Raw genomic sequence first — 24,085 nt, forward strand, 5'->3', positions numbered from 1 at the left:
GTGGTCGCATTGCCGTGCAGGCACGACAATCGCCCTCATTATGCACGGCTTATCTGGGAAATTGGAGGACGATACGTCAAAAAATGCGGCAAAACCGTCGTTCATGACGGACTGACGATCGTTCGGCACATCGCCGGTCATCGCATACGACCGTCATGCGCGCCTGCTGCAGGCGCCCGTCGCAGGCGCCCGTCGTCATCGGCGGAACAGCGAGCGCGGAATCAGCCGCGTTGACGCCGACCGCACGACGCGCACCATAGGCGGCAGCGATCGGGCGTGTTCGACCCAGGATCGTGCCATCGCCGCGCGGACGTCGTCGAGCATGGCGATGAGTCGTTCCGGATCGGTATCTGCCGACGATCGCATATCACGCGATTCTGTATTGCCGTAGGCGGCAGATTCGGCGCGGCGGGCGATGAGCGCGACGGCGTCGACGGCGGAAGTCGTCTTGTATGACGACAAGGCCGCCGGTCCTGCCGAGGTTCCCGTTCCTGCTGATTCTGGCGTCAGCGTCGCCGATTCGCCCATCCATCGCGTGATCGCGTTGGCGACGTCCTGCTCCGTGGAGCTGCTCGGCCAGCGTACCGACCAGTCCCATGCCGTGTCGGTCACTTCCCTCCATGCCGTAAGCCACATGCCCGGGCCCGCCTCGCGGATCCGTTGCAGCCGCCGGCGTCTGCGCAGCGCACGCAGCCACATGCCGGCGGTGACGATCACGTACGCCAAAGCCAGCAACGCCAGTACGGCGAGCGCTCTGACCGCCCGCGAGTCACGGAATCGGGACCAGCTGAGCTCGCTGAGCACGGACAGGATTCCCTGACGGCCACCGGCGGTGTCGTTCGCATCGCCGTCGTTCCGGGAATCGTTCTTCACGTCGGAGGTGGCGCTGCTCGACGCGCTGGCGGATGGCGTGTCGGATGGGCCCTGCGAAGCCGATGCGGAACTGGAAGAACTGGCGGACGGCTGGGCGCTGGCGGAATTTCCGGCGTTTTGCGTGGCTGAGGACTGTCCTCCGGTGGTGGCCGCGCCGGAGTCGTCGCCGCTGGCGGGGGTCACGTCGAAGGGGATCCAGCCGAGCCCGTTGATGTAGGCCTCCACCCAGCTGTGCAGCTGGTTGCTGGCCACCGCGTAGGAGCCGTCCGTGGAGGTGCCGCTGCCCGGCGCGTAGCCGAGCACCATGCGGGTTTTGACGCCCATGGCCCGGCCGAACACGGCGAGCGCGGACGCGTAGTGAGCGCAGTATCCGGTTTTGCGGTCGAGGAAGTCGCCGATCACCTGCATGTTGTTGCGGCCGGACCCGTCGGGCGCGTTGAGCGAGTAGGTGAATCCGTTGTTGGTGAAGTAGTCGACCAGATATTCCATGGATGCGATCTGGCTTTCGGCGCCGGAGCCGTTGATCGGCACGCCCTGCCGTTTGGCCTGGTCGACGATCGCCGTCACCTGACTGGGCAGGGCGCTCGGCAGTTCGTCGTAGCCGTTGGGGATCTGTTCGTCGATGATTCCGGTAGCGTTCGAATTGCCGCCGGTTGTCCCGTTCCGTGCGGTGATGTCGCCGTTTTCGGTGTCCTGTGTCACGCTGCTGCCGTCGTCAACCGTGCCGTCATCGTTGAGCAGGGTCTGCAGGGGCGGCACGAGGAACGCGAACTCGCCGTCCGGGTTTTCCATTCCCGCGCCGAGCGCACCGTACATGCCGCTCATCAGTCGGATCAGCCATCCGGAGGGGTTGAGTTCGATGGTGTAGCCGCGTATCCGATACGCGGTCATGCCGTCGGTGCTTTCCTGTTCGTCGGACACGATGTCGGGGATGCCGATCAGCCAGGAGCGGCCACGCAGATCGTATTTGTCGATCACGCTGTCGTCGAGTTTGAGACCGGCCTGGGTGAATCGGCCGATGCGGTTGCCGTCGGTGTCGGTCACGATCTGGGAGTCGTCGTCGACTATGCGAATGCGGAGAGTCTGCGATGTGCGCTCCTCGCTCGCCTTGTCTTTCAACGCGTTGAGCGCGTCGATGGTGGAGAAGTCCTTTGCTGATTGGATGGGCGAAATGTAGGTGCCGGTGGCGGTGTAGGTCATGCCGGGCGTGGTGGCTTCGCTGGTGCTGTAGAAGGCCGAGTCGCCGCCACGACGCCAGACGCCGGATGAGGTGACCTGGTTGGTGTCCACGGATCCGGACGGTACGGGCAGGAATCGGGAGTTGAGCGTATCGATGGTCACCTTGGCGTTGACTTCCCAGTCGGCGCCGTCCAGTCCGCCGGTTTCGGTGCCGCCGAGGATGTCGAGGTACTGGTCGAGCGGGGTGTCATAGCCGAACCGATTGTAGGGAGAATAGGACGAGTATTGGAATCCGCCGCCGAACGAACCGGAGCCACCGTTCGTGGAATACGTGGAATACGAGTTTGAACCGGCCTCCGACGAGGTCTGTCCGCCGGTCTGTCCGCTATAGAATCCGCCGCGGTCGCTAAGACGTTGGGAGAACGACCATGTGTCGCCGTTGAAGTCGTCGAGTGTGGCGAGGCGGAAGTACAGGCGCTTGCCGGCGGTGTACGTGAACACGGTGGTGGCGCCGGTCTGGTTCACGCCGCGTTTGAGGTCGATTATCGGGTTGATCGTGCCGTTGGAGAACACTCCGCCGCCATCGCCCAGCGAAATGTCCACGCGCTGGGCGGCGGTGACGGCCATGGGCGTGAATCCGACGGCGATGGCCGCGACGAGCACGGATGCGATGATCGGCGCGGGCGGGCGCATGCGTGTGCGATGGTCGTGCGTGGCCCACAGCAGGATGCCGCCGAGCGCAAGACAGATGGCGATCCACGGCAGGGCGAGTTCCTGACCGGCCCACGCATAGGCCACGGCGGTGATGACGATCGGCAGAACCGCGCAGACGGTACACAACGGGCGCGCGGCGAGCAGCAGACGCAGAACGATCGCAATGGCGGCGACCGCAACGATGAGCAGCGCATCAGCATAGCCGCCGACGACGGCCGGCACATACTGTTCATAGATTTCGGTCGCACCGGATTTGAGCGCATGAAGAATGTGGGTGAGGCCGGTTTTCTCCGTTGCGGGAAGCGACTCGCTTGCGGATGCGGACGCGGCCTGCGCGGCGGACTGCAGATCGTATTGGCGGACGCGCAGCACGGCGAGGACGACGCCGGCGAGCGCGGCGAGCATGCCGACGATGGCACCGCGCAGGACCACGGTTCGCCGGTGCTTGGCGGGAATCGCGGATTCCAGGCCGACGATCAGCAGCGCGGCGTAGGCGAACCATGTCCACCAGCCCGACTCGAACAGCGCGCTGGACTGCCATACGGCGATCGCCAGCAACGCGGGCATGGCAAGAGCCTGGGCGATCCATGCACCCGACGCTTTCGCCTTCTCACGCGTATCTCCACGGGTATCACCGTGTGCATCGGCGTGCGCAGCTCGCTCGTCCGTCATCCGCTCCACGCGAAGTCGACGTTCCGGCAGTACGGCTCGTAGCGACTGCGCCAACAAGGTTCGCGCGGATTCGTTCTCATCGGCGCTTGCCGTGGTAGTGCTCGCCGTATTACCGGATTCGTTGAGATTTTGGGAATCCCCAGAGGTTTCCACCGCGGTGTGCACAACCGTGGGGATATCGGCATCCGACTCCGGCGTCATCAGTACCGCAACGTATCCGGGCAGACGGTTCAGCGTCTCCGCGACGGTTCGCGCGCGCTCCTCCACGGTCACGTCATGATCGCCCGGCTGGGCGGCCGTCAGGAACCGTTCGATGGCATCGGCGTTCGAGTATACCGTCTCGCCGTCCGTCACGGCCACATGCACGCCGGCCGCGTGCAGCCGTACGCATCGGTTCAGCGCTGTGGCAAGGCATGCGTCAAGGTTGTGCCGGGTTGCGGTGTCGATCACGATCAGCGTGTCGGAACGCGCGTCGCGCGAACCTTCGCGTGTCATAAGCGTGCCTCGGTGCGCGCTCGCCCGCCATGCGATCATGCGCCACGGATCACCGGACTCGTAGCGCCGGACCGTGGCCGAGTCGGTCTCCTCGCTTCGCCCGGTTCTTGATACCATCGGCGTGGTACCTGCAGCATCGGCCAGGGACAGGTCCGGTGGATTGCGCAGTTCGTCTCGATCATTGCGCTCGCGAATCAGACGTCGGATTTTCCATAGGCCGAACGCGTCGAACCAGGTGACCGCCGTGGCGTCCAGACGGTAGAGCCCCCGATCGGGCGGCCCGCCAGCACTGCGAATGCGGCGAATCACACGATCATGCTGATCTAACTGCGACCATTGATATTCGATGCGCACAGTGCGCGGGATCAGCCAGCTCGCAGCCATCTGTTTGGCTTTGGCTCCCTTCCCTGAGGGGAGCTGTCTGCGCGGAATCAGCATCCACGTCGATATCGTCAGCGCCAGCGATACCGCCATCAGCACAGGAACGGCGATGGCAAAGCCCATGAGCGCGGCGCTGTCGATCGCCAGCGCGAAGAACAATGCCACGCCGGCGAGCGCCAGCAATGCGATCAGCCGCACGGTCGGTCGCACCATACCGTGTCGGTACGGCGCATCGCGGTGGCGTAGGACTGGCGGGATGACGGGCATGGCGGTTCACCGAGCCTATCGGGAGCGCGCCGATCGGGCGGAATGTGCAGGACGTGCGGAACGCGGCGATCGTGCAGACTGCCGACCGGCGGATCGTCCGGCGTCCGGCGCGGGCACCGAATCCAGCACCGACGTCACGATCCGCGCACACTGGTCGGAGGACGCGACCGATCCGGTCATCGAACGGGGTACGAGGCGATGCGCGAGCACGACGACGGCCAGCGTCTTGACGTCGTTCGGTGTGACGAAATCACGGCCGTCGATGTATGCGCGGGCGCGGGCCATGGCCAGCAGGTTCAGTCCAGCGCGCGGCGAGGCACCGAATCGCACGTCGGGATGCTCGCGGGTGGCGCGCACGATCGACACGATGTAGTCGGCCACCGGCTCGCTCACATGCACGCTGCGCACACGGGAGAGCACGTCGGCCAGTTCGAGCGTGGAACACACGGGACGCAGGTCGGTCAGCGGTTCGCCGGCATGCGTGCCGAGCAGCATGGCGTGTTCGGCGTCGTGCGTGGGGTAGCCGATCGACGTGCGGGCCATGAAGCGGTCGAGCTGCGCTTCGGGCAGCGGATACGTGCCCTCAAGCTCGATCGGATTCTGCGTGGCGAGCACGAGATATGGTTCGGGCAGCCGGCGGGTGACGCCGTCCACGCTGATCTGGCGTTCGGCCATGGCCTCGAGCATGGCGGACTGGGTCTTGGGGTTCGCGCGGTTCACCTCGTCGGCGATGACGATGTCGGCGAACAGCGGTCCGGGGTGGAATTCGAACCGTTGCGCGCGCTGATCGTACACGTTCACGCCGGTCAGGTCGGACGGCATCATGTCGGGTGTGAACTGGATGCGATGCACGGTGCCGCCGACGCACTGGCCGAGCGCGCGGGCGAGCGTGGTCTTGCCCACGCCGGGCACGTCCTCGAGCAGCAGATGACCGCCCGCGCACAGCACGGTCACGGTCAGTTCGATCACTTCGCGTGAGCAGGACAGCACGCCGGCGAGCGCGTCGATAATGCGTTGCGGAATCTCGACAGGGTCGGACGGGGGCATACCGTGGCCGTCATGAGGTTCGCGGTCGTCGTATGCGTCACGATATTCGCGCTGATATCGATCCTCGTGATGCTGCTCCCCCATCATCGGCTCCCGTCATCGAAAAGTCTGTCGTTCCCCACTATAACGTGGCGACGGTATGGCGGTCGGTCATGGATTTGGGAGTCAGAGATCAGTGAGTTGGGAGTCCGAACGCGACATTTTGGTAGTCCGAACGAACTTGGGAGTCGAAACGAGACAGGGTGATCGCTCACAACCGGCCTGCACTGTCACGTTCGGACTACCAAATTCGGTTGGACTTACCAAATCAGTGCGTTCGGACTACCAAATCACGCGAGCCACCGCACCGTACACCCTATGCCAGGCCGGATTCGGCGAGCGCGTGGTCGATGTCGCGGATCAGATCGTCCGTGTCCTCGAGTCCGACGGCGAGGCGGAAGAATCCGCGGTGGAACTCCTCCGGGTAGAGGTACTGGCGTTCGTCGTCCTCGCCGAGGAACACGATCAGGCTTTCGTCGTGGCCGAGCGAGACGGCCGACGTGATCACGTTGAGCTTGGAGACGAACCGGTTGTGCCCGTCGTGGTCGGTGTCCAGTCCGAACGCGAGCACGCCACCGAAGCCGGCGTCCGGTCGGGCGAGCTGCGAGACGGCAACGTCGTGATGCGGGTGGCTTTCCAAGCCCGGATACGCCACGAACCGCACCTGCGGCAGGGATTCGAGATGCCGGGCGATGGCGAGCGCGGACGCGTTGTGCTGCCTCATGCGCAGCGGCAAGGTGACCGAACCGCGGTTGATAAGCCACGCGTTGAACGGGCTGATGATGCCTCCGTAGTTCACCTGCGCGGTGAAGCGGATCTGGTCGGTGCGTTCCTTGGTGGTGGCGATGGCGCCGCCGAGCGCGTCGCCGTGGCCGTTGATGTACTTGGTCAGGCTTTCGATGACGACGTCGGCGCCCAGATCGAGCGGGCGCACGTTGAACGGCGAGTTGAACGTATTGTCGACGCTGACCACGGCTTCGGGATTGTGCTCGTGCACGAGCGCGGCGATGGTCTTGATGTCCGACACCTTGAGCGTGGGGTTGGCCGGCGTTTCGATGTGCACGAGCTTGGTGTTGGGCCTGAGCGCGGCGGCCACGTTCGCCGGGTCGGACGTGTCGACGATGCTGGTTTCAATGCCGTACTTCTCTGGCAGGATCTGTTCAAGCAGACGGTAGGCGGCGATGTACGTAGTGTCGGAGAACACGGCGTGGTCGCCGCGGTTGAGAAACGTGGTAAACGTGGCGGACAGCGCGGCTACACCGCTGGCGAACACCACCGCATCTTCCGCACCCTCGAGTTTGGCGAGTTTCGCCTCGAGATAGCGCTGGTTCGGATGCCCGTTGCGTGTATACAGGTTCACGTCAGAGCTTGACCAGTTGATGTCGGAGGGGTCGTACGGCAGCGCGTAGGCGTTGGCGAGCGTGATCGGACGACGGATGGCACCGGTTTCGGCATCGACGCCGTTGCCGAGATGGATGGAGAGCGTGTTGAATCCCAAGGGCTTGTCGTCGAACGAGATGCCCTGATGCGTGAGGTCTGAGGTCATGATTCCAGCGTGCCATACCGGCGATGCGCGCGCACCTTGGGACGGGGCGGTGAAATCATTGCGATTGCGGCGTTTTCCAACCGGCAATAGGGAGAATCTAAGACCGAGTTGAGCTATGCCGGGCTGTGTTGGCGGCTAGACGGATGAATTTGGGGCGCGGAATACCCGTTTTTTGCTCTTTGGGGCGTCAACTTCCCGAATATGCGGCGATTTTCGTCCTGTTGGCGCCCCAAAGAGTGGATTTCGGGTAGTTGACGCCCCAAATTTGACACGATGGCGTGGGGCGCCGGACCGGATATGCAAAAGGCTCCCGACCGAAGATTCGGTGAGAGCCTTGAAGTGTGCAAGACGCGGTCATGACGACCGGCGTCGGACTGAATCAGATCAGTTCAGGATGGCCAGCACGTCGCGGGCGGAGACGATCAGGTAGTCCTCGCCGCCGTAGTTGACCTCGGTGCCGCCGTACTTGGAGTACAGGACCTTGTCGCCGACCTTCACGTCGACGGGGATGCGCTCGCCCTTGTCGTCGCGACGGCCCGGGCCCACAGCCAGAACTTCGCCCTGCTGCGGCTTCTCCTTGGAGCTGTCCGGAATGAACAGACCGGAAGCGGTCTGGGTTTCGGCAGCGGCCTGCTTGATGACAATCTTGTCTTCCAACGGTGTGAGTGCAATCGACACTGTGGGCCTCCTCTTTCAAAGAGCAATCGAACAATTCCCACGCCAGAACGCCGCCGAGAGGCTGACGATCACTCGGGTGAACGTCCCTTTGCGCTATTCGTTATGGTAGCGCGAAATTAGCACTCTGCCAACTTGAGTGCTAAAGGAGTTTGCCGGAAGCGTAGATAGGGCGGAGAGAGATTGGGCACTCCCCTCAGTCTGCCATAGGCAGACAGCTCCCCTCCGCAGGGAGGGGAGCCAGAAAAGATGGAAGCTTAGATGGGACGAGAAACCGAGAGACGCGTCAGCCGCGACGACGGGCCAGGACGGCGTCGACGTTTACGCCGAGGGACTCCTCGGTCTCCTTGGGAGCGGCGACCGGAGCGTGGGCAGCGACGGCGGCCTTGCGCTCGGCGCGACGGGCGGCGGCCTCCTCGACCTTCTTGTCGCCCACCAGACGGGACACGGCGTCGTCCTTGGGCACGGATGCCGGACGAATGCTTGAGGGCGTGACCGGAGCGGTCTGCTTCGAGGCGGCGTTCACTGCAGGACGAGCGTCGGCTCGCTGCGGGCGAGCGGAAGCGGCCTGCGCGGGACGGCCGGGACGGGATTCTTCGGCGGAGGCCTTCGTATCGGAGCGCGAGGCCATTCCGTCCTTATCGGATCCAGCAGCGGCGGGCTTCGCATCCGACGGAGTCTTGGCCTTCACCGGTTCGGCGTGAGCCACCTGCTTGGTGGACTTGATCTCAAGGCTCTGCGGCTCGGCGGCCTTGACCGGCTTGCCATGGCGCGGCGCACCCAGCGAGAAGGAGATGAGGTCCTGATTCGAGGCGAGCTCGAATGCATCGAGCGCGTGGGACGGAGACACCCGCTCCAGCTCATTGGTGAAGTCCTCGGGTTCGGCGGCAGGCTTCTCCTTGATCGTCGGCTTGAAGGCGACAGGCTTGGACGAACCGGCAACCGGCACAGTGGCCTGATGAGAGGACTGCTGTGCTGCAGGTCGGGCACCCGTCGCACCAGTCTGCTGACGGGCCGCCTTCAGAGTCTCACCGGTCTCATGGCGGCGCTGACTGCGCGGCGCGATCGTGGCCGGGGACTGTGCAGCCTGAGCAGCCGGAACGCTGGAAGACGGAGCCGCGGCGGCCGGCGTCTCCTCGACCGCATCCTCATCGTCATCGGGCATCACGGACTGCGCCTGTGCACGGGCGGCTGCCTCACGCGCACGACGTTCCAGTTCACGCGCCCTGAGCGCGGCGATCTTCTCCGCCTTGGCACGCTCGAGCGCGGCCTGAATATCCTGAGCGCTCATCGCATCGGTGGCGGTCTGCGTCTCAGGCTCACCGGAAGCCGATGCCGCAGCGGCGGCACCCGCACCACGGTTACGCGCCCCCTTCGCAGAGGCGGATTTCTTCTTGGCGGCACGACGCTTGGCCGCGGCCACCTTATGTTCCCACTCACGCGCCTGCTTGGACGCACGCACGCCCAAGGCGAGCACGATCACATCAAGTACGACCGGAATCAGCGCGAACAGCGGGCTGAAATGCAGCAGCAGGGCGAGAACGAACACCACGACGGCGACGGCGAGCAAGGAGCCGACAAGAATCTGACGGCGACGAATGGCGGCACGACGCAACGCGCGCACATGCTCGATCCGCTTGTCATCGAGCTTGGTTGCCTGTGCCCCAGACTGCATAGCCGTCCCTTTCCCGGCGGTAGTTGGTGTCCTGTCGCCGAAGTGCATACCATCATCCATATCGATGATATGCAATGATGCGGAATACCGGTCTGGACGATGCTCCATCGCGTTCCTCATGCCGTTCATCGTTTTCCACGGCTGAAGACCGAACATAAGTATCAATACTATCGCCCACAACACAACACTTGCGAGCGAATCCAGATCCATGAACTCTACGATAGGGTAACCTCCTGAAAAAACGCGCAGGCTCACGGGCGGTGTGTCGGGCCCGGCACCGGTTTCAGACGACTCGTCAACGAGCCGGAAACGTCGGAATCAAGCAGAACATACACGTCGTGATCGCGCCACCGGCCGTCCACATACATATAACTGTGCCGTACCCCCTCGAAATTCATCCCCACTTTCTCCACAACATGCTTGGAACGCTCGTTCTCGGGAAGGATTGCCACCTCCATACGATGCAGCTGCGGACCGGTCGGATCGGCGAGCGCCCAGTCGCCGAGCATGGCCAGAGCGAGCGGGGCGAGCCCCCGTCCGGCGTGCGCCTCGTCGACCCAATACCCCACCGTGCCGGTGCGCATGGAACCGTAGTTGACCGCGCCCAGCGAGATCTGTCCAACGATGCAGCCGTTGAGTTCCATCAGCAGAATGATGCCGCGGCCCAGTCGTTCCGCTTCACGCTGGCGGCTGAGCCATTCGTCGAACGTTACGGGGGCACCGTGCAGCGGATCGCCGGAATCCCAAGGCTTGAGCCACTGTTCGTTGCGCTGGCGGGCGGCGCTCCATTCATCCCAATCCGCGCCGACCATGGGGCGTAGTCGCAGTGGCGCGAACCCCTGCGGCGCCTCAAGCGCGGACGGCACGCGGAAGCTTGCATTACCCGTCTCGGACACCTGATTTCTGGAAAACAGCCGGAACATGGCTACCATGTTCCGCCGAGGGACGTACAAGCGGCAGACCTGCGCAAGGGGGATGTTCGCCATGCGGTCGGCGGGCGTGCATGGTGGAAGGCGACTGATAGAACCGTGGCATGAGCGAAGTTGCAAATGAATCCGCCGGTCTGGTTCTCCCCGACGATGTGCACGACAAGTCCGCGTTGCGGCATGCGGTGCTGGCACGACGCCGTCTGACTACGCCCGCGGAGAGGGAGTCGGCCGGCGAGCGCGTGGCCGCCGCCGCGGTGGAGTCCCGCCTGTTCGATGGCGTGCATACGGTGGCCGCATATGTATCGATGGGCACGGAGGTGTCCACGTTGCCGTTGCTGCGTGAACTGCTGGCGCGGGATGTGCGGGTTCTGGTGCCGCGGTTGGGTACGGGTCGCGATCTTGGCTGGGGCGTGCTGGAACGGATGGATGATCTTGCCGACGCGGGCGAGCGCCGACCGCAGGAGCCTGAGGGCGAGACCCTGCCCGCCGAGGCCATCGCCGATGCCGATATGACGATCACCGCGGCGGTGCTGGTGAATCATGACGGATGGCGTCTGGGCCGCGGCGGCGGATGGTACGATCGCATGCTCGCGTTGCGCAGGCCCGGCACGGGCGTGACTGCCGTGGTGTGGCCATGGGAGTTTGTGGATCGGGAACTGCCCCGCGAAGAGCATGACATGCCGGTTGACGGGGTGTTGACGCCGGAGGGGTTTACGCGGGTGCGGTAGAAGACCGTCGCCTGTACGGGGAGGATCTCTCCTGGTGAGGCCGAGCGACTGACTTGTCACCGGACTTTCCATCTGGGCGGAGCGGTTCCCTCCCTCAGTCGGGCGCAGCCCGACAGCTCCCTCCCGAGGAGGGAGCACGAAGATTTTTTGGTCTCCCCAGTCGGCGCCCCTCGGAGAGAATGTCCTTGTACCGGATTGTGCTCCCTCCCTGGGAGGGAGCTGGCACGCACGGCGTGACTGAGGGAGGGTCGCCCGTGCAACCTAGTTCAGCCATCGGCGAGGGCTACGGCGAGAATTGGGCCTTCCTCCTGGGCGGCGAGCACGGCCATGGCCTCCTCGGCGGTGAGCGCGACCGTCACGGTGGCGTCCTCTCCGTCCCGACCGGACAGGATTCCGCCGGAGTCCTCACTCCCCTGCTCCGGTACCTTCACCACCATGGCGGATTCGGCGAGCACGCGGTCGGCGGCGACCAGTCGCACGGCACGTCCCGGCATCAGCGTCTCCACCGAACTCGACACCGTGATCTCGACGGCGGTGTGGTCGGCGCCCACCACGGGCGCACGTTTCGCCATCCCTTTCATGATCGGCTCGCCTTTGGCGATGTCGATCTGCGCGATCAGTCCGTCGATGTCATCCGACGACGTAAACGCCGATTCGGTGACCGCAGAGACCGGCACCTGTTCAATGGTCACGCTGGCGGCGGTGATCGTCAATCCGCGGGATATCGATGCGGACGCCACCGCCACGGGGCCGCGCTCCATCAGTGACATCAGGCATTGCAGGATCAGCCACACCGATAGACCTGCGCATATCGCTATGGTCAGACGGCGGGCAAAGGCACGACGTCGGCGGGCGGCCACGGTGTCGTCACGACGACGGGACGATGATGAGAATAATGAAAAAGGCATGTCTCCACTGTGCGTGATGAAGACATGCCTTGGCCAGCGTTGGCGACCAATGTGGTCGAATGTGAATCAGCGTTGCAATTGCAACGATTTCACGCATGCAACCACCGTCGCGTTATCAAATTATGCGGCGAATGCGGCTCACTTCTTGGAGGAGGCGCCGTCGGTGCGGTAGAAGCCGTGGCCCTTGAACTCGATGGACGGGGCGGCGTACACCTTGTGCACCTGCTCCTCACCGCACTTCGGGCAGACGGTGATCGGGTCGTCGGTGAACGACTGCTGTTCGGTGAAATCGTACGAACAGTTCTTGCAACGGTAATGATACGTAGGCATGAGTAGCTCCTCCACAACTCACAGGACTTCACAGATCAAGCGTCAAGTCGAACGTCAAAGTCAAAAGACAATCGGTTACATATCCTAACCGGAATGACGACAAACGCGAACGGAGAGTTCACTGGCGGCACCTCATCCGTCCGCCGTTGGCGGCCACCTTCCCCTCAAGGGGAAGGATATGTCTATTCAGCGGCGGCCTTCGGCGTCGAACTTGGCCCAATGCGGAGGCAGTTCGGTCAGGATGCGCTGGTCGTCATCGCGCGACTTGTTGGCTCGTTCACGCAGGGCGTCGGGATCGTCGGAGGGTTCGACGTCGAAGAATCCCTCGGCGTCGAACCGCTCCTTCCCCTTGAACACCACGCGACGATGCTTCCTGCGACGGGATGCGCCGGACTGTGCGGAACCGGAATCGGCGGTCATCGGCCGGTCCTTGCACCGGCGGCGCCCGCACCGGCCGTACGACCGTTCGGAACGCCGGACGCGGGCCTCGGCTGAGTACCCTTCACGCCGGGAGCTCCCACGATTTCGGCCATGCGGGCCACCACGCGGTCGACCTCCTTGTCGGGGTTGACGAAGGCGGCCACACTCCACACGACCATGACCGACCAGCCCATGGCCTGCAGATCCTCCATCTCGAAGCGATGGCGCTGGCGGGTGGACGGGATCGACATGAATCCGGCGTCATCGGTCTCGATGGCCAGCACGAACGGCTTGCCGGGCAGACCGACGACCATCGGAATGCTCATGCCGTCGGGGAAACCGTAGTTGAGTTCCACATGCAGGCCGCGGGCGCGCATGCGTTCGGCCAGATCGATGAGCAGCGTGCTCGACTCCTTGGGCAGCGGCCCCGGCACGGGAACCTTCACCTCGTCGATGTGCTCGCACCATGCGAGCAGCTTCTTCATGAGCTGCGCACCGGGCTGGCGCAGACGCTCGTCGTCGAGATCCTGGGATCCGAACGAGGAGACGACATCCACATGCACATGGGCGAGCGCGAGCGCATCGAGCAGCATGGCGTCGCCGCCGTTGAGCTCGAGCATGCCGAACTGCTGGAGCAGACGGCCATGCGTGGTGCGGGCGAAACCGAGGGTGAGGATCACGTCGTCGGATTCCACTCCGCTGACCTCGTTGATGCCGACGATGCGCACGTGGCGCAGGAACTTGCGCAGGCCCGGATCCTTGGAGCTGCGGGACTTGAGTTCGGCGCCGATGCGCTGGCGGTGCACCTGCGAGATGGTCACGATGGTCAGCGAGTAGGAGGCGGGCACGATGGAGAAGCCGGTGGCGCGGCCGATGACCAGTTCGATCACCTTGTCGATCTCGCTCTTGCTGCTCTCCACCAGTCCGGTGGTGGGAGACGGCACGCCGCTGGCCTCGACGCGCGTGTAGCGCACACCGCCGCGCGGGTTCGGCGTCGACGACAGCATGAGCGGTACCTTGCCGTAGCCGTTGTCTTCGAGGAAGCGGGAGATGCGCGGGTCGCGATGATCGACGCGTGCGCGGACCTTCAGCTGCTTGAGATACGGCACGAGCGCGGCCACGGCGGGCGACGTGATGGTCTCGCGGTGGGCGATGACGACCGCCTGATCCACACGCGCCAAAATCGACAGCAGTTCCAGCGGGTTCATATGGGCCGCGGAGTCGATGATGGCGATGTCGGCGAGGTGGCCGAGCGACGTGTTCGCCACAAGAGTGGCGGGCGATGCCACGAGGATCGGCTTGGTGGCGGTGAGAATGTTCGGATAGTCGCGGCGCAGTCGGCTCAGCGGCACGCGGGCGGGGTTGGCCAGCAGCGTATGCAGCTGGTTCGCCTCGTGGGAGCGTGAGAACAGCAGTTCGCTCAGACGCTTGGTCATCTCCTGGTTGACCATCGGGCCCACGCTTGCCACATGTTCGGCGTCCACCTGCGCGAAGCGTTCGGACGCGGACGAGAGCACGGAACCGTCCTGGTTGGAGATGATCGGCGAGGAGTGCACGATCAGTTCGAAGATGGTGGTCCACCAGGCGAGCTGCAGTTCGCCTGGGGCGGCGTCCTTGGAGACGCGACGGTTGCGCAGATCATCGACGAGATCGCCGAGTCCGTTGGCGACGAAGTCACGTTCGAGCGCGCTGCGTTCGGGCAGGGTGTCGAGCGAACGATGATCGTCGAACAGGGACTGCAGACGGGATTCCAGCGCGGCGAACTGCACGGATTCGAGCTCGGCGCCGTCGGGCGTGGTGGCGAGCACGGTGTTCAGCGCGGTCAGGTCGGAGAGGATCGCGTCCTGCGTGTCGATGATGTCGTCGAGCTTGGGCGGCAGTACGGGCCATCCGCCGTGGGGCACGAACATGCGCCACTGTTCGGCCTGCTTGGCCACCACGAGCAGCGCCTCGTGCAGGTCCTCCACCTGAGCGCCCACACGCAGCAGGCTCTTCGCCTCCTTGACGTGGCGACGGCGCTCCCAGAAGCCCATCGTGGTGCCTTCCGCCTTGCGGGCGGCCTTGGACTTGGACGCCTCGATCATGGCGGGGATGTCGCGTTCGAACACGGCCGGCTGGAACACGTCGAGCACGCGGCGCAGGTTCTTGAGCACCACCACCTGACGGCTCCACTCCTGCATGGTGTTCGGGATCGGGAATCCGCAGGTCTCCACCACCATGCGGATCTGCTCGCGCACGTCGGGCAGCAGCTTCTCCAGCAGACGGACCACGCGCTGGTAGGCGTTCACGGCCTCCTGCTCGCTGTACACGGCGGCCTTGAACCACGACGTGTCCTCCGGGCCGATCTCGAATTCGCCGAGCTCGCCGGCGCGCACGAGCTTCTTGCTCCACGCGTCCATGGAATTGCCCAACTGACGGGCCGCCCCCTCGGTCAGACGCACGTGCGTGGCCGGATGCGTGGGCAGCGCGGAGATGCGCGCGAGATTCTGGATCGTCTCGTACGCGGAGATGCCCCATTCCTTGTTCTTGCCGTGCAGGTCGCCAAGATAGCGCGCCAGACGGGTGCGCACGCCCACGAGTTCGTCGGCCACCTGATCGAAGTGCGAACTGGCCGTGCCGGGCTGGAAGCCCACGGCCGCGATGAGCTGATGGTCGATGGCGTTGTTGAACGCGCTGTCGTTGATGTCGAGCAGCATGCCAGACATGTCGTAACGCTTGACCTGCTTGACGAACCGACGCTTCTGACTCGGCACGCACGGCACGTACAGCACGGTCTTGCCGTTCATGATGGCGCGGCTGGTCACACCGGCGGCGATGGATTCGGAATCGCGCCCGCCCGGCAGATCGACGAACGCGGATGCGCCCGACGACACGATCTGCGCGGCGTAGCGCGTGACGTTGTCGACGTCGCCGATCTCGAGCTCGTTATGCGGATCGATGTCGTACGGCGTGTACGAGGAGACCGGGTACTCCGACAGGAACGCGGCGGCCTTGTCGTTGCCGGCGAGCGTGTCAAGCAGATCGTTGCCGGTCACGCCACGCTCCATGCGACGCAGCAGCGTCTGCGCTTCCTCGATGAACAATGTGGACGAATGGATGAAGCAGCCGAGGATGATCTCACGCTCGACGATGAACGAATCCACCGAATCGCCCACCAGCGACGTGATGCGGGAGAACAGTGCGGACGTCTCCGGGGAATTGTCGGCGTACTGCGACGAGTCGAGCAGCGCATCCTCGTCGAGCATCACGCCCTGATCGTGCATGGCCGAGATGAACGCCGGATTGAGCGTGGCGGTGGACGTGAACCGGATCTGCGCGTGGGCGAGGGATTCAGCTCCCTCCTCCTGATCCACCTGCACCGGGTAAAGCAGCAGCGGCATGGCCGAACCCTTCCAGCTGGCCACGCCCACGGCGAGGGACAGCTGCGCGTTGCCGCTGGCACTCTCCACCGCGATCTGGTCCTCCAGCACGCGCGACAGGCGACGCTGGCCGGCACGCAGCATGCCGCTGTCGCGGAACAGGCTGCTCAGCTGCACATGACCGCTGGCGAACAGCTGCGCGATGCCCGACGGATGCGCGTGGGTCAGGTCGAGACGCGCCTCCAGCTGGGACAGGTCCTCCACCGGGGACGGTCCGTGCTCGTTGCGGTACTCGCGGTACCACGAACGGATGCGCTCCAATGCGGCCGCTGGTTCGAGCTTGTTCTCGGTTGCATTCATGGTGTTCGTCTCTACTCCTCTTTGGCGGCCTTGAATTCCTGATAGCCGCTGTTGTTGCTCAGCGCCTGGTCGATGTCGTCGTTGCCCTGCAGTTCCAGCCACGCGTACAGGTCAGGGTACAGCGCGGGGTTCATCGCCAGGAACGGCAGCAGTTCGGGATGGTTGGCCATGTCGAACTGTTCGTCGAAGTTGCGTGACGTCTTGGCCTGATCCGAGGTGAAGCCGTCCACCTCGATGCTGGGTTCGGGCTGGTTGAGTTCGCCTCTCGACAGTCGTTCGAAGACGGATCCGGCCTCGAACACCGGCGTGAACGCGGTACGCGGAGCCGGACCGTGATCGGCGGCCGCGGCCTGCTCCAGAGCGGCGTTCGGGCGCATGCCTCCGCCGATCACGCCGCCGCTCGCATCGATGACAGGCAGGGCACTCACCCGTTCCGCGGTGCTGCGGCGGGCCGCGGCGGCGTCCTGGAACAGATCACGCGGCTCGGGCTGACGTTCGGGCTGTTCCTGCATGACGGGCACATCGACCTCATCGGTCGCGGATGCCGTGGGAGTTGCATTCACAGGGGTTGCCTGCTGCGTGGCGCCGACGGGACCTGCGGTGTTCGCTTCGCCTGCACCTGCAACATTGTTCGCCGCAACGCTCGCCGCATCATTCGCAACGATGCCGACGTTCGGGTTCACGGTGACGACGGCCGGCTGCACCGGCTCATCCGACGCGTCGCGCGCGGTATCGTCCGCGATGTTCTGCGCGGCCTGCACATCGGATTGCGCGGGCTGCTGCACGGGCTGGGACTGAACGTTCTGTACTGCCGGCGCGTTCTGCTGCAACGGCTGTGTATCGCGGACCACGGCCTGCTGCTGGTCCGTCGGCTGCTGGGCGACCGGCTGCTGCTGTGCCGCACGGTTCGCGGTGAACACCGGCTGGATGGACGCCGGCTGTTCGGCGGGCTGCCCGTTGGGGTTGAGCCAGCCTCCGACGAATCCACCGGTACCACGTCCCTGCCGCAGCTGCTCGGCCACGGCACGATCGTGCAGCGCATCGATGCGGCTGCGCACGGTATTGGTGTTGAGCAGACCTGTGGGCTCACCGGCACGAAGGTCGAGAATGTCGTCCACGCTCATCGATGCGGCATCGACGTTCTGCTGACCGCCCGGCGCTGCGAACGAGAACAGATCGGTCACCTGCTTGTTCGGGTCCTCGGCCTGCACTTTCATGAAATCCACCGGAACGTCACCGAACTGGAATCGCATGGGGGAACGCGGCAGCATGAACGCCTGACCGGCGGGGATACGCATGAGCTCGCCGTCGTCGCGGACCACGTACGTGCCGTTCGTAGATCCCGTGTCCTCGAGCTTTGCACTGAGATTGTCCGCCACCATGAAACGAGCGTGACGCTTCGACATCGATTTGGTCGTGTCCTCCACGTCCAGACGGACCGTTCCCTGTTCCGCTGCCATGGGACGCAGGGGCTTACGGCCGATCACCACGGTCTGCCCCGCATCGACACGGAATTCGTCGACGCCATTGACCCTGATTAGCCATTGCTGATCGCTCACAGCGCATGCCTCCTCTAACCCAAAACGACACTCATGCACTATTGTGGCATGATTTGGCGAATTATTTGCGGTGGAACAGCGGACGCGTCGCACATCTGCACATTGTATGGAAATACAGGAACCCCGTCCCGTGCATGAACACGGAACGGGGTTCCAACAAGCATATGTAATATGCGCGGCTCACGCCGCCATCATTACTTGAGCTCGACGGTGGCGCCAGCCTCTTCCAGCTGAGCCTTGGCCTTCTCGGCGTCTTCCTTCTTGGCACCCTCGAGAACGGCCTTCGGAGCGCCGTCCACGAGAGCCTTGGCCTCGGCCAGACCCAGGGAGGTCAGAGCGCGCACGGCCTTGATGACCTGGATCTTCTTGTCGCCAACGGCGGAGAGGATGACGTCGAACTCATCCTTCTCTTCCTCGGCCGGGGCAGCGCCCGGAGCGGCGGCAACGGCGACGGCGGCCGGAGCGGCAGCCTCGACGTCGAACTTCTCCTCGAAGGCCTTCACGAACTCGGAGAGCTCGACGAGGGTCATTTCACCGAAAGCTTCCAGGAGCTCTTCGTTGCTGAGCTTAGCCATTATGGCTTCCTTTCATTCAGCGGCGGTCGGTTTGTTAAGGTCTTGAAATCACCGACCAACCAAAATTTTTTTGTTTATTTAAGCGGCGAGTCGCAGTCCTAGGGAACCTAGGCGGATGCGAATCAGGCGGCCTTCTCCTGCTTTTCGCGCAGAGCGTCCACGGTGCGCACCGCCTTGGTGGGCAGAGCGACGAACAGCTGAGCGGTCTTGGTCTGTACAGCCTTGAGGGAGTACGCGATCTTGGACAGGAGGACCGGACGGGATTCGAGGTCGGCGAGCTTGGTAACGCCTTCGGCATCGTACACGGTGCCATCGGCGAAGCCGCCCTTGACGACGAGCTGCTTGTTGTCCTTGGCGAAATCACGCAGGACCTTGGCGGCCTCGACGTAGTCACCGGAGACGAAAGTCACAGCGGTCGGGCCCTTGAGGAGATCCTCGAGGCCTTCGATGCCGGCTTCCTTCGCAGCGATACGAGCAAGCGTGTTCTTCGCCACAGTGTAGGAAGTATCGCGGCCCAGCTTTTCGCGCAGATCGGAGATCTGCGGCACGCTCAGCCCGCGGTACTCAGTGAGGTACACGGCGTCGGCGTTACGGAACTGCTCCGTAAGCTGTGCGATGACCTCAGCCTTTTCGGGCCTTAACATGGCGTTCCTTCCTAATTCGGCCGTGAGTCATTCCGGAAAGCCATGAGAGCAATAAAAAAGCCCCGCGCACAGGCGGAGCGAACAAGCATTGTGATGCATGTGTGCATCACGGCACCTTGAATCCAAGGCGTTGTTTCTCAACCTGCGCTGGCAATCTTCGGGAACCTTGCGGCTCCAACCAACGGTCTGTGGTTTACAAAACTTGGACTATACACCATGGGTGCGGACGGACGCAAGTTCGCGACACGCCCGGAGTGTTGCGGGGATGGTCGGCGGTGGATTCTCTGCTTGGGATCCCTCCCTCAGTCGGGCGTTCGCCCGACAGCTCCCTCCCTCGGAGGGAGCACTCTGATATGGCCTAGCGACGGGAGTTGGTGTGGGCTGGCGGAAGGTCCTTGGGGAGCCGACCGGCGCGTTTGAGGGAGTCGCGAATGATGAACTCCATCTGGCCGTTCACCGAGCGTAGTTCATCGGAGGCCCAGCGTTCCACGGCGGCCCACAGTTCGGGATCCACCCTCAGCGGGTACTGCTTTTTCGCCAATGATGTCTCCTTTCCGGGGATCGTGAATCGGGACGGGAATCGGGACCGGGGATGCGAACACGCGAAGGGCGCGCACCCGTCAGGCGGATTCGCGGACAAGTCCGAGGGCAGCATGACGGCGTCATCGATTGCGGGCCGATGAACTCCGCACGGACGAGCAATATAGTTTAGCGCGGTCGGCGGAGCGGTTGGGGGCCCGTGGAATTCGGCGTCGAAACGCGTTTTTTCTGGGGGCAAGAACACCGAGGGGTTCGACGACTCCCCTCAGTCGGCTTCGCCGACAGCTCCTCTCGGGGGGGGGGAGCCGGGCGGAGGTCAATTGTAGAGAGTGCCGGTGTTGACCACGGGCTGGGGGTCGCTGTCGCCGCAGAGCACCACCATGAGGTTGGAGACCATGGCGGCTTTGCGCTCCTCGTCGAGATCGACCACGCCATCGCGTTCCAGCTCCTTGAGCGCCATGTCGACCATGCTCACCGCTCCCTGCACGATCTTGGTGCGAGCCGCGATGATCGCCTCGGCCTGCTGACGACGCAGCATCACCTGCGCGATCTCGGGTGCATACGCCAGATGGGTCAGCCGCGCATCATCGACGGCAATGCCGGCCGGGGCCAGGCGCTCGGCGAGCTCCTCTTTCAGCGCCTCCGACACCTCCGCGATATTCGACCGCAGCGTGATCTCACCGGCGGCGGCATCGTCGCTTTCCGCATTGTGATCGTAGGCGTACCGACTGGCCACGTGACGCAGTGCGGTCTCGGACTGCGTGGTCACGAACTGTTCGTACTGGTCGACGTCGAACACGGCCTTGGCGGTGTCGACCACACGCCAGACGATCACGTTCGCGATCTCGATCGGGTTGCCGTTGCGGTCGTTGACCTTGAGCTTCGGACCGTTGAGCGTACGCGCCCTGAGCGAGATCTTCGCCAAGACTCCTGTGGGCGCATCGGCCTTGGTCTTGACCTTGGCCTTGCCTGGCGTCGTCCCCTCAGCGGACTCTCCGGCATCGTCGGCAGGCCGCAGCGTACGCGAGTAGAACGGGTTTGCCCAGTAGAAGCCGGTGCCGCGCACCGTGCCGCGGTACTCGCCGAACAGCACGAGCACACGCGCTTCGTTGGGCTGCAACGTGAAGAATCCGTTCATCGGAATGGTCATGACGACCACCGCGACGATGCCGACGATCAGCAGCACGACGCCGACGACGAACGGCGTATCGCCCTTTTCGCCGGAGCCCATCATCGTCGCACCGGCGACGATGAACGCGATGGCCGCCGCCCAGCCGATCAGCGACCATACAAGTACCTTCCATCCGCTCCCGGACTTGCCCTCGTATTCCGTGGTCGGAGTCGAGATCGTAGTCGCCACTCCCCCATTCATACGATCGACGTTGTCTTTGCCGGTTTTGTCGTTCTTTCCCATCACGACCACCCACTTTCCTATCGTGATCCACGTCGACGCACGTCATCCTGATCGACGGACCTCGGCGAATCGGATCATCCGATATCAAAATGATATCACTTTGATATCTGAATCGACAAGGTCGGAAAGAATTGGGGCACCAAAAGGACGAAATCCGCAATTCACAGCGCCAAATGGTCGAAAATCGACGTAAAAACGGGTATTTGACGCTGTAAAGAGCGGAAGTTTTCGCATAGTAAGACGGATCCGCAGGCAGATTCCGCAATATGGGCGCGGCCGCGTGAGTACAGCACAAAAAGAAAGGACGACGACGCCTCGGGCCCGGCCTCCAAGCTGGTCCGCGGCATCGCCGTCCATTTACTGTTGCCCGCCCTGGCATTGCGGACAAAATCAGGGGAAGTAGATCGGGGCACGACGATCGAGGAAGGTGAATGTCGTCATTCGCACCGAACTGCTTTATATCGTAAGGAAGCCGCCACCACGGCAGTAACGGCTTTCCATTATTTTCCAATTTTTAGGGTGGGGTCTGAGCTGGTTCTGCGAAGAGCCCTCCCTCAGTCTGCTACGCAGACAGCTCCCTCCCCAGGAGGGAGCACGAAGGAGCGCAGGCTGCTCGAGAACGCTCAGCCCAGGAGGGGAGCACGAAGGGACGCAGGCTGCTCGAGAACGCTCAGCCCAGGAGGGGAGCACGAAGAAGTGCAGACCACTGTGCAGACGGCTCCCTCTCTGAGGGGGAGCACGAGGGGAGCAAAACACTGCACCTCATCCGTCGGCTTGCGCCGACACCTTCCCCTCAAGGGGAAGGAAGACGGGCAAACCGACAGAAGGCTGAAGCGGGCGTCAGGCCTTGTAGTCGGGGATGGCGGTCCAGCGGTCCTTGAGGAAGAACGCGGCCATCTTCGGCTGGCGGTCGCGGGTGAACAGGCCCTTCTTGTTGCCATCCACGCGCATGATGCCCTCGGTGGTCTGGAAGTCGTTGAGGTTCCAAGGCTGCTCACCGACGATCCAGTCGTAGGAGTCGAAGATCTCGGCCCACATCTTCATGACCTCGACCTGGTACTCCTCGCTCCACATCACGCTCGGCAGCTTGTGGATGCCGGCCATGGTGTCGGCGCCGTACTCGGAGAACATGATCGGCTTGGTCGGCTCCAGCTCGTGCCACTTCTCGAGCTCGGCCTTCATCTCGATCGTGCCCTTGGAGATCGCGTAGCCGCCGTTGACGTACCAGCCGTGGTAGCGGTTGAGCATCAGGAAGTCGGCCACGTGATGGGTCTTGTCCACACCGGCCGGGGACATCATGATCGAGGCGTAGGTCTTCGGACGCTTCTGCGTGTCGATCTCGGCCACCAGATCGAAGATGGACTCGAAGTACGGCACGGCCGCCTCGTTCGTGGTGTCGGGCTCGTTGAGCAGGCTCCACGCACACACGGAGGCGTGGCGCTTGTCGCGGGCCACCATCTCTTCGAGGGTGCGGCGGTGAATGGCCAGCGTCTCGGTCTGCACCGACTCCTCCTCGAAGAAGGTCTTCGGCTTGTCGTTGCCCACGGCGCCGGACGCGCCCAGGAAGTTCATCGTGGACTTGAACATGCCCACGGTCGGAGCCTCGTCGATCACGAAGAAGCCGTCGCGGTCGGCCTCGTACAGCTGCTCCTCGGCGTACGGGTAGTGCGAGGTACGGAACGAGTTCGCACCGATCCACTTCATGTCCTCGTAGTCGCGCTTGTTCATCACCGCATCGAAGCCGCGGCCGTGCACATTGGAGTCCTCGTGGCGGCCAAAGCCCTTGAGATAGACCTCGCGGCCATTGACCAGGATCTTGCAGTCCTTCACCTCGACCGTGCGGATGCCGATCTCGTCGAAGTACTCGTCGATGACGGTGTCGCCGTCCTTGATGCGCACGACGAACTTGTACAGGTAGGCGGCGCGCAGGTTCCACAGGTGCACGTCCTTGATGTCGAGCGTACCCTGCTTGCCGTTGGCGCGGGCGACCTCGACGCCGTCCTCGTCGAGCACGACGACCTCGACGTCATGATCGCCGGAGGTGGCCACCGTGTAGTCGACGTGGGCGTCGGAACCGTCGATGTGGTGCACGACGTCCAGATCCTCGATGCGCTCGTTCGGCGTGTACAGCAGGTTCACGTTGCGCTGCAGACCGGAGTAGTTGTAGAAGTCGAAGTACGGTGCGCTGACGAGCGTGCCGTCGGGCAGGCGGTAGGTCTCGCCGACCGGCAGGGTCTGCCAGCTCAGCTCGTTGTTGAGCTTGACGGCCACGATGTTGTAGTCGTTCCACTTGACGGCGTCGTTGATGTGCGCGACGAACGGCAGGAATCCGCCCTCGTGATGCGCGACCTCGGTGCCGTTGACGTACACGGTGGCGGCGTGGGTGGCGGAGTCGAAGCGGATGTCGACGCTGCCGTCCTTCCACTCGCCCGGCACGAACAGGGTGGTGACGTACCAGAAGTCGCCGGTGTACTCACGGGAGTACTTGTCGGTAAATACGTCGGCGAAGCTGGCCGGAACCGGCATGTCGGTCGGGTTCGGCAGGCCCTTGGTCCAGCCCTCGGCCACGCCCTTGGATTCGGGGTCGAACTGGAAGTCCCAGGAGCCGTTCATGCTCTGCATGCGGCGGGTGGCGGTGACGCGGGGGTAGAGGGATTCAAAAGGCATCGTTGTCTTCTTTCGGTTGGGGTGAGTGGATGGACAGGTTAGGTGTGTGGGCGCGAAACCCCTCCCTCAGTCACGCGTTCGCGTGCCAG

General features: G+C 63.7%; 17 protein-coding genes. 1 reads left to right on the plus strand and 16 read right to left on the minus strand.

Features of this window, described 5'->3' with window-relative positions; all coding sequences use genetic code 11:
• Window positions 1–195: 195 nt before the first annotated feature.
• The 6 genes from Tam10B_RS02605 to Tam10B_RS02630 all read right to left on the minus strand — a co-directional run bounded on the left by Tam10B_RS02605 (window position 196) and on the right by Tam10B_RS02630 (window position 10,486).
• The gene (locus tag Tam10B_RS02605; RefSeq protein WP_158214106.1) at window positions 196–4,527 is read right to left on the minus strand and encodes a transglutaminaseTgpA domain-containing protein; all 4,332 of its coding nucleotides are present in this window, start codon (window positions 4,525–4,527) and stop codon (window positions 196–198) included.
• A gap of 69 nt (window positions 4,528–4,596) precedes the next feature.
• The gene (locus Tam10B_RS02610) at window positions 4,597–5,715 is read right to left on the minus strand and encodes an AAA family ATPase (protein WP_198947500.1); all 1,119 of its coding nucleotides are present in this window, start codon (window positions 5,713–5,715) and stop codon (window positions 4,597–4,599) included.
• A 268-nt stretch (window positions 5,716–5,983) separates the two neighbouring features.
• Complete coding sequence (locus Tam10B_RS02615; RefSeq protein WP_093959700.1) at window positions 5,984–7,213, minus strand: trans-sulfuration enzyme family protein; 1,230 nt, start codon at window positions 7,211–7,213, stop codon at window positions 5,984–5,986.
• Between the two features lie 384 nt (window positions 7,214–7,597).
• Window positions 7,598–7,891 carry a co-chaperone GroES gene (gene groES / locus Tam10B_RS02620; RefSeq protein WP_093959701.1) on the minus strand — a complete coding sequence of 98 codons (294 nt, stop codon included), beginning with the start codon at window positions 7,889–7,891 and terminating at the stop codon, window positions 7,598–7,600.
• Window positions 7,892–8,174: 283 nt separating this feature from the next.
• Entirely contained in the window at window positions 8,175–9,563 is a 1,389-nt protein-coding gene (locus tag Tam10B_RS02625) for a prolipoprotein diacylglyceryl transferase (RefSeq protein ID WP_093959702.1), read from the minus strand.
• Window positions 9,564–9,814: 251 nt separating this feature from the next.
• Entirely contained in the window at window positions 9,815–10,486 is a 672-nt protein-coding gene (locus tag Tam10B_RS02630; protein WP_093959703.1) for a GNAT family N-acetyltransferase, read from the minus strand.
• Between the two features lie 110 nt (window positions 10,487–10,596).
• Between Tam10B_RS02630 and Tam10B_RS02635 the strand changes: the two genes are divergently transcribed.
• Window positions 10,597–11,220: a 5-formyltetrahydrofolate cyclo-ligase gene (locus tag Tam10B_RS02635; RefSeq protein ID WP_093959704.1), complete on the plus strand. Its 624-nt coding sequence runs from the start codon at window positions 10,597–10,599 to the stop codon at window positions 11,218–11,220.
• A gap of 266 nt (window positions 11,221–11,486) precedes the next feature.
• Here the strand turns inward: Tam10B_RS02635 and Tam10B_RS02640 are convergent, their stop codons facing one another.
• The 10 genes from Tam10B_RS02640 to uidA form a co-directional block, all read right to left on the minus strand.
• The gene (locus Tam10B_RS02640; protein WP_093959705.1) at window positions 11,487–12,128 is read right to left on the minus strand and encodes a flagella basal body P-ring formation protein FlgA; all 642 of its coding nucleotides are present in this window, start codon (window positions 12,126–12,128) and stop codon (window positions 11,487–11,489) included.
• A 138-nt stretch (window positions 12,129–12,266) separates the two neighbouring features.
• Window positions 12,267–12,458 carry an FmdB family zinc ribbon protein gene (locus Tam10B_RS02645; RefSeq protein WP_093959706.1) on the minus strand — a complete coding sequence of 64 codons (192 nt, stop codon included), beginning with the start codon at window positions 12,456–12,458 and terminating at the stop codon, window positions 12,267–12,269.
• Window positions 12,459–12,644: 186 nt separating this feature from the next.
• Window positions 12,645–12,878, minus strand: coding sequence for a hypothetical protein (locus Tam10B_RS02650; RefSeq protein ID WP_093959707.1), 234 nt, complete (start codon window positions 12,876–12,878; stop codon window positions 12,645–12,647).
• Window positions 12,875–16,597 carry a helicase gene (locus tag Tam10B_RS02655; protein ID WP_158214107.1) on the minus strand — a complete coding sequence of 1,241 codons (3,723 nt, stop codon included), beginning with the start codon at window positions 16,595–16,597 and terminating at the stop codon, window positions 12,875–12,877. Before Tam10B_RS02655 ends, Tam10B_RS02650 begins: the two co-directional genes overlap by 4 nt.
• A gap of 11 nt (window positions 16,598–16,608) precedes the next feature.
• Window positions 16,609–18,156: a variant leucine-rich repeat-containing protein gene (locus Tam10B_RS02660; protein ID WP_093959708.1), complete on the minus strand. Its 1,548-nt coding sequence runs from the start codon at window positions 18,154–18,156 to the stop codon at window positions 16,609–16,611.
• Between the two features lie 194 nt (window positions 18,157–18,350).
• Window positions 18,351–18,731 carry a 50S ribosomal protein L7/L12 gene (rplL, locus tag Tam10B_RS02665; RefSeq protein ID WP_093959709.1) on the minus strand — a complete coding sequence of 127 codons (381 nt, stop codon included), beginning with the start codon at window positions 18,729–18,731 and terminating at the stop codon, window positions 18,351–18,353.
• A 122-nt stretch (window positions 18,732–18,853) separates the two neighbouring features.
• A complete protein-coding gene (gene rplJ, locus Tam10B_RS02670) occupies window positions 18,854–19,375 on the minus strand; it encodes a 50S ribosomal protein L10 (RefSeq protein WP_093959710.1) in 522 nt (173 codons plus the stop codon).
• Window positions 19,376–19,733: 358 nt separating this feature from the next.
• Entirely contained in the window at window positions 19,734–19,916 is a 183-nt protein-coding gene (locus Tam10B_RS02675; RefSeq protein WP_093959711.1) for an Arc family DNA binding domain-containing protein, read from the minus strand.
• A 315-nt stretch (window positions 19,917–20,231) separates the two neighbouring features.
• The gene (locus Tam10B_RS02680; RefSeq protein WP_233133549.1) at window positions 20,232–21,329 is read right to left on the minus strand and encodes an SPFH domain-containing protein; all 1,098 of its coding nucleotides are present in this window, start codon (window positions 21,327–21,329) and stop codon (window positions 20,232–20,234) included.
• A gap of 840 nt (window positions 21,330–22,169) precedes the next feature.
• Entirely contained in the window at window positions 22,170–23,996 is a 1,827-nt protein-coding gene (gene uidA, locus Tam10B_RS02685) for a beta-glucuronidase (protein ID WP_093959712.1), read from the minus strand.
• Between the last annotated feature and the right edge of the window lie 89 nt (window positions 23,997–24,085).

Source organism: Bifidobacterium vansinderenii (genome assembly GCF_002234915.1).
Taxonomy (GTDB): Bacteria; Actinomycetota; Actinomycetes; order Actinomycetales; family Bifidobacteriaceae; genus Galliscardovia; species Galliscardovia vansinderenii.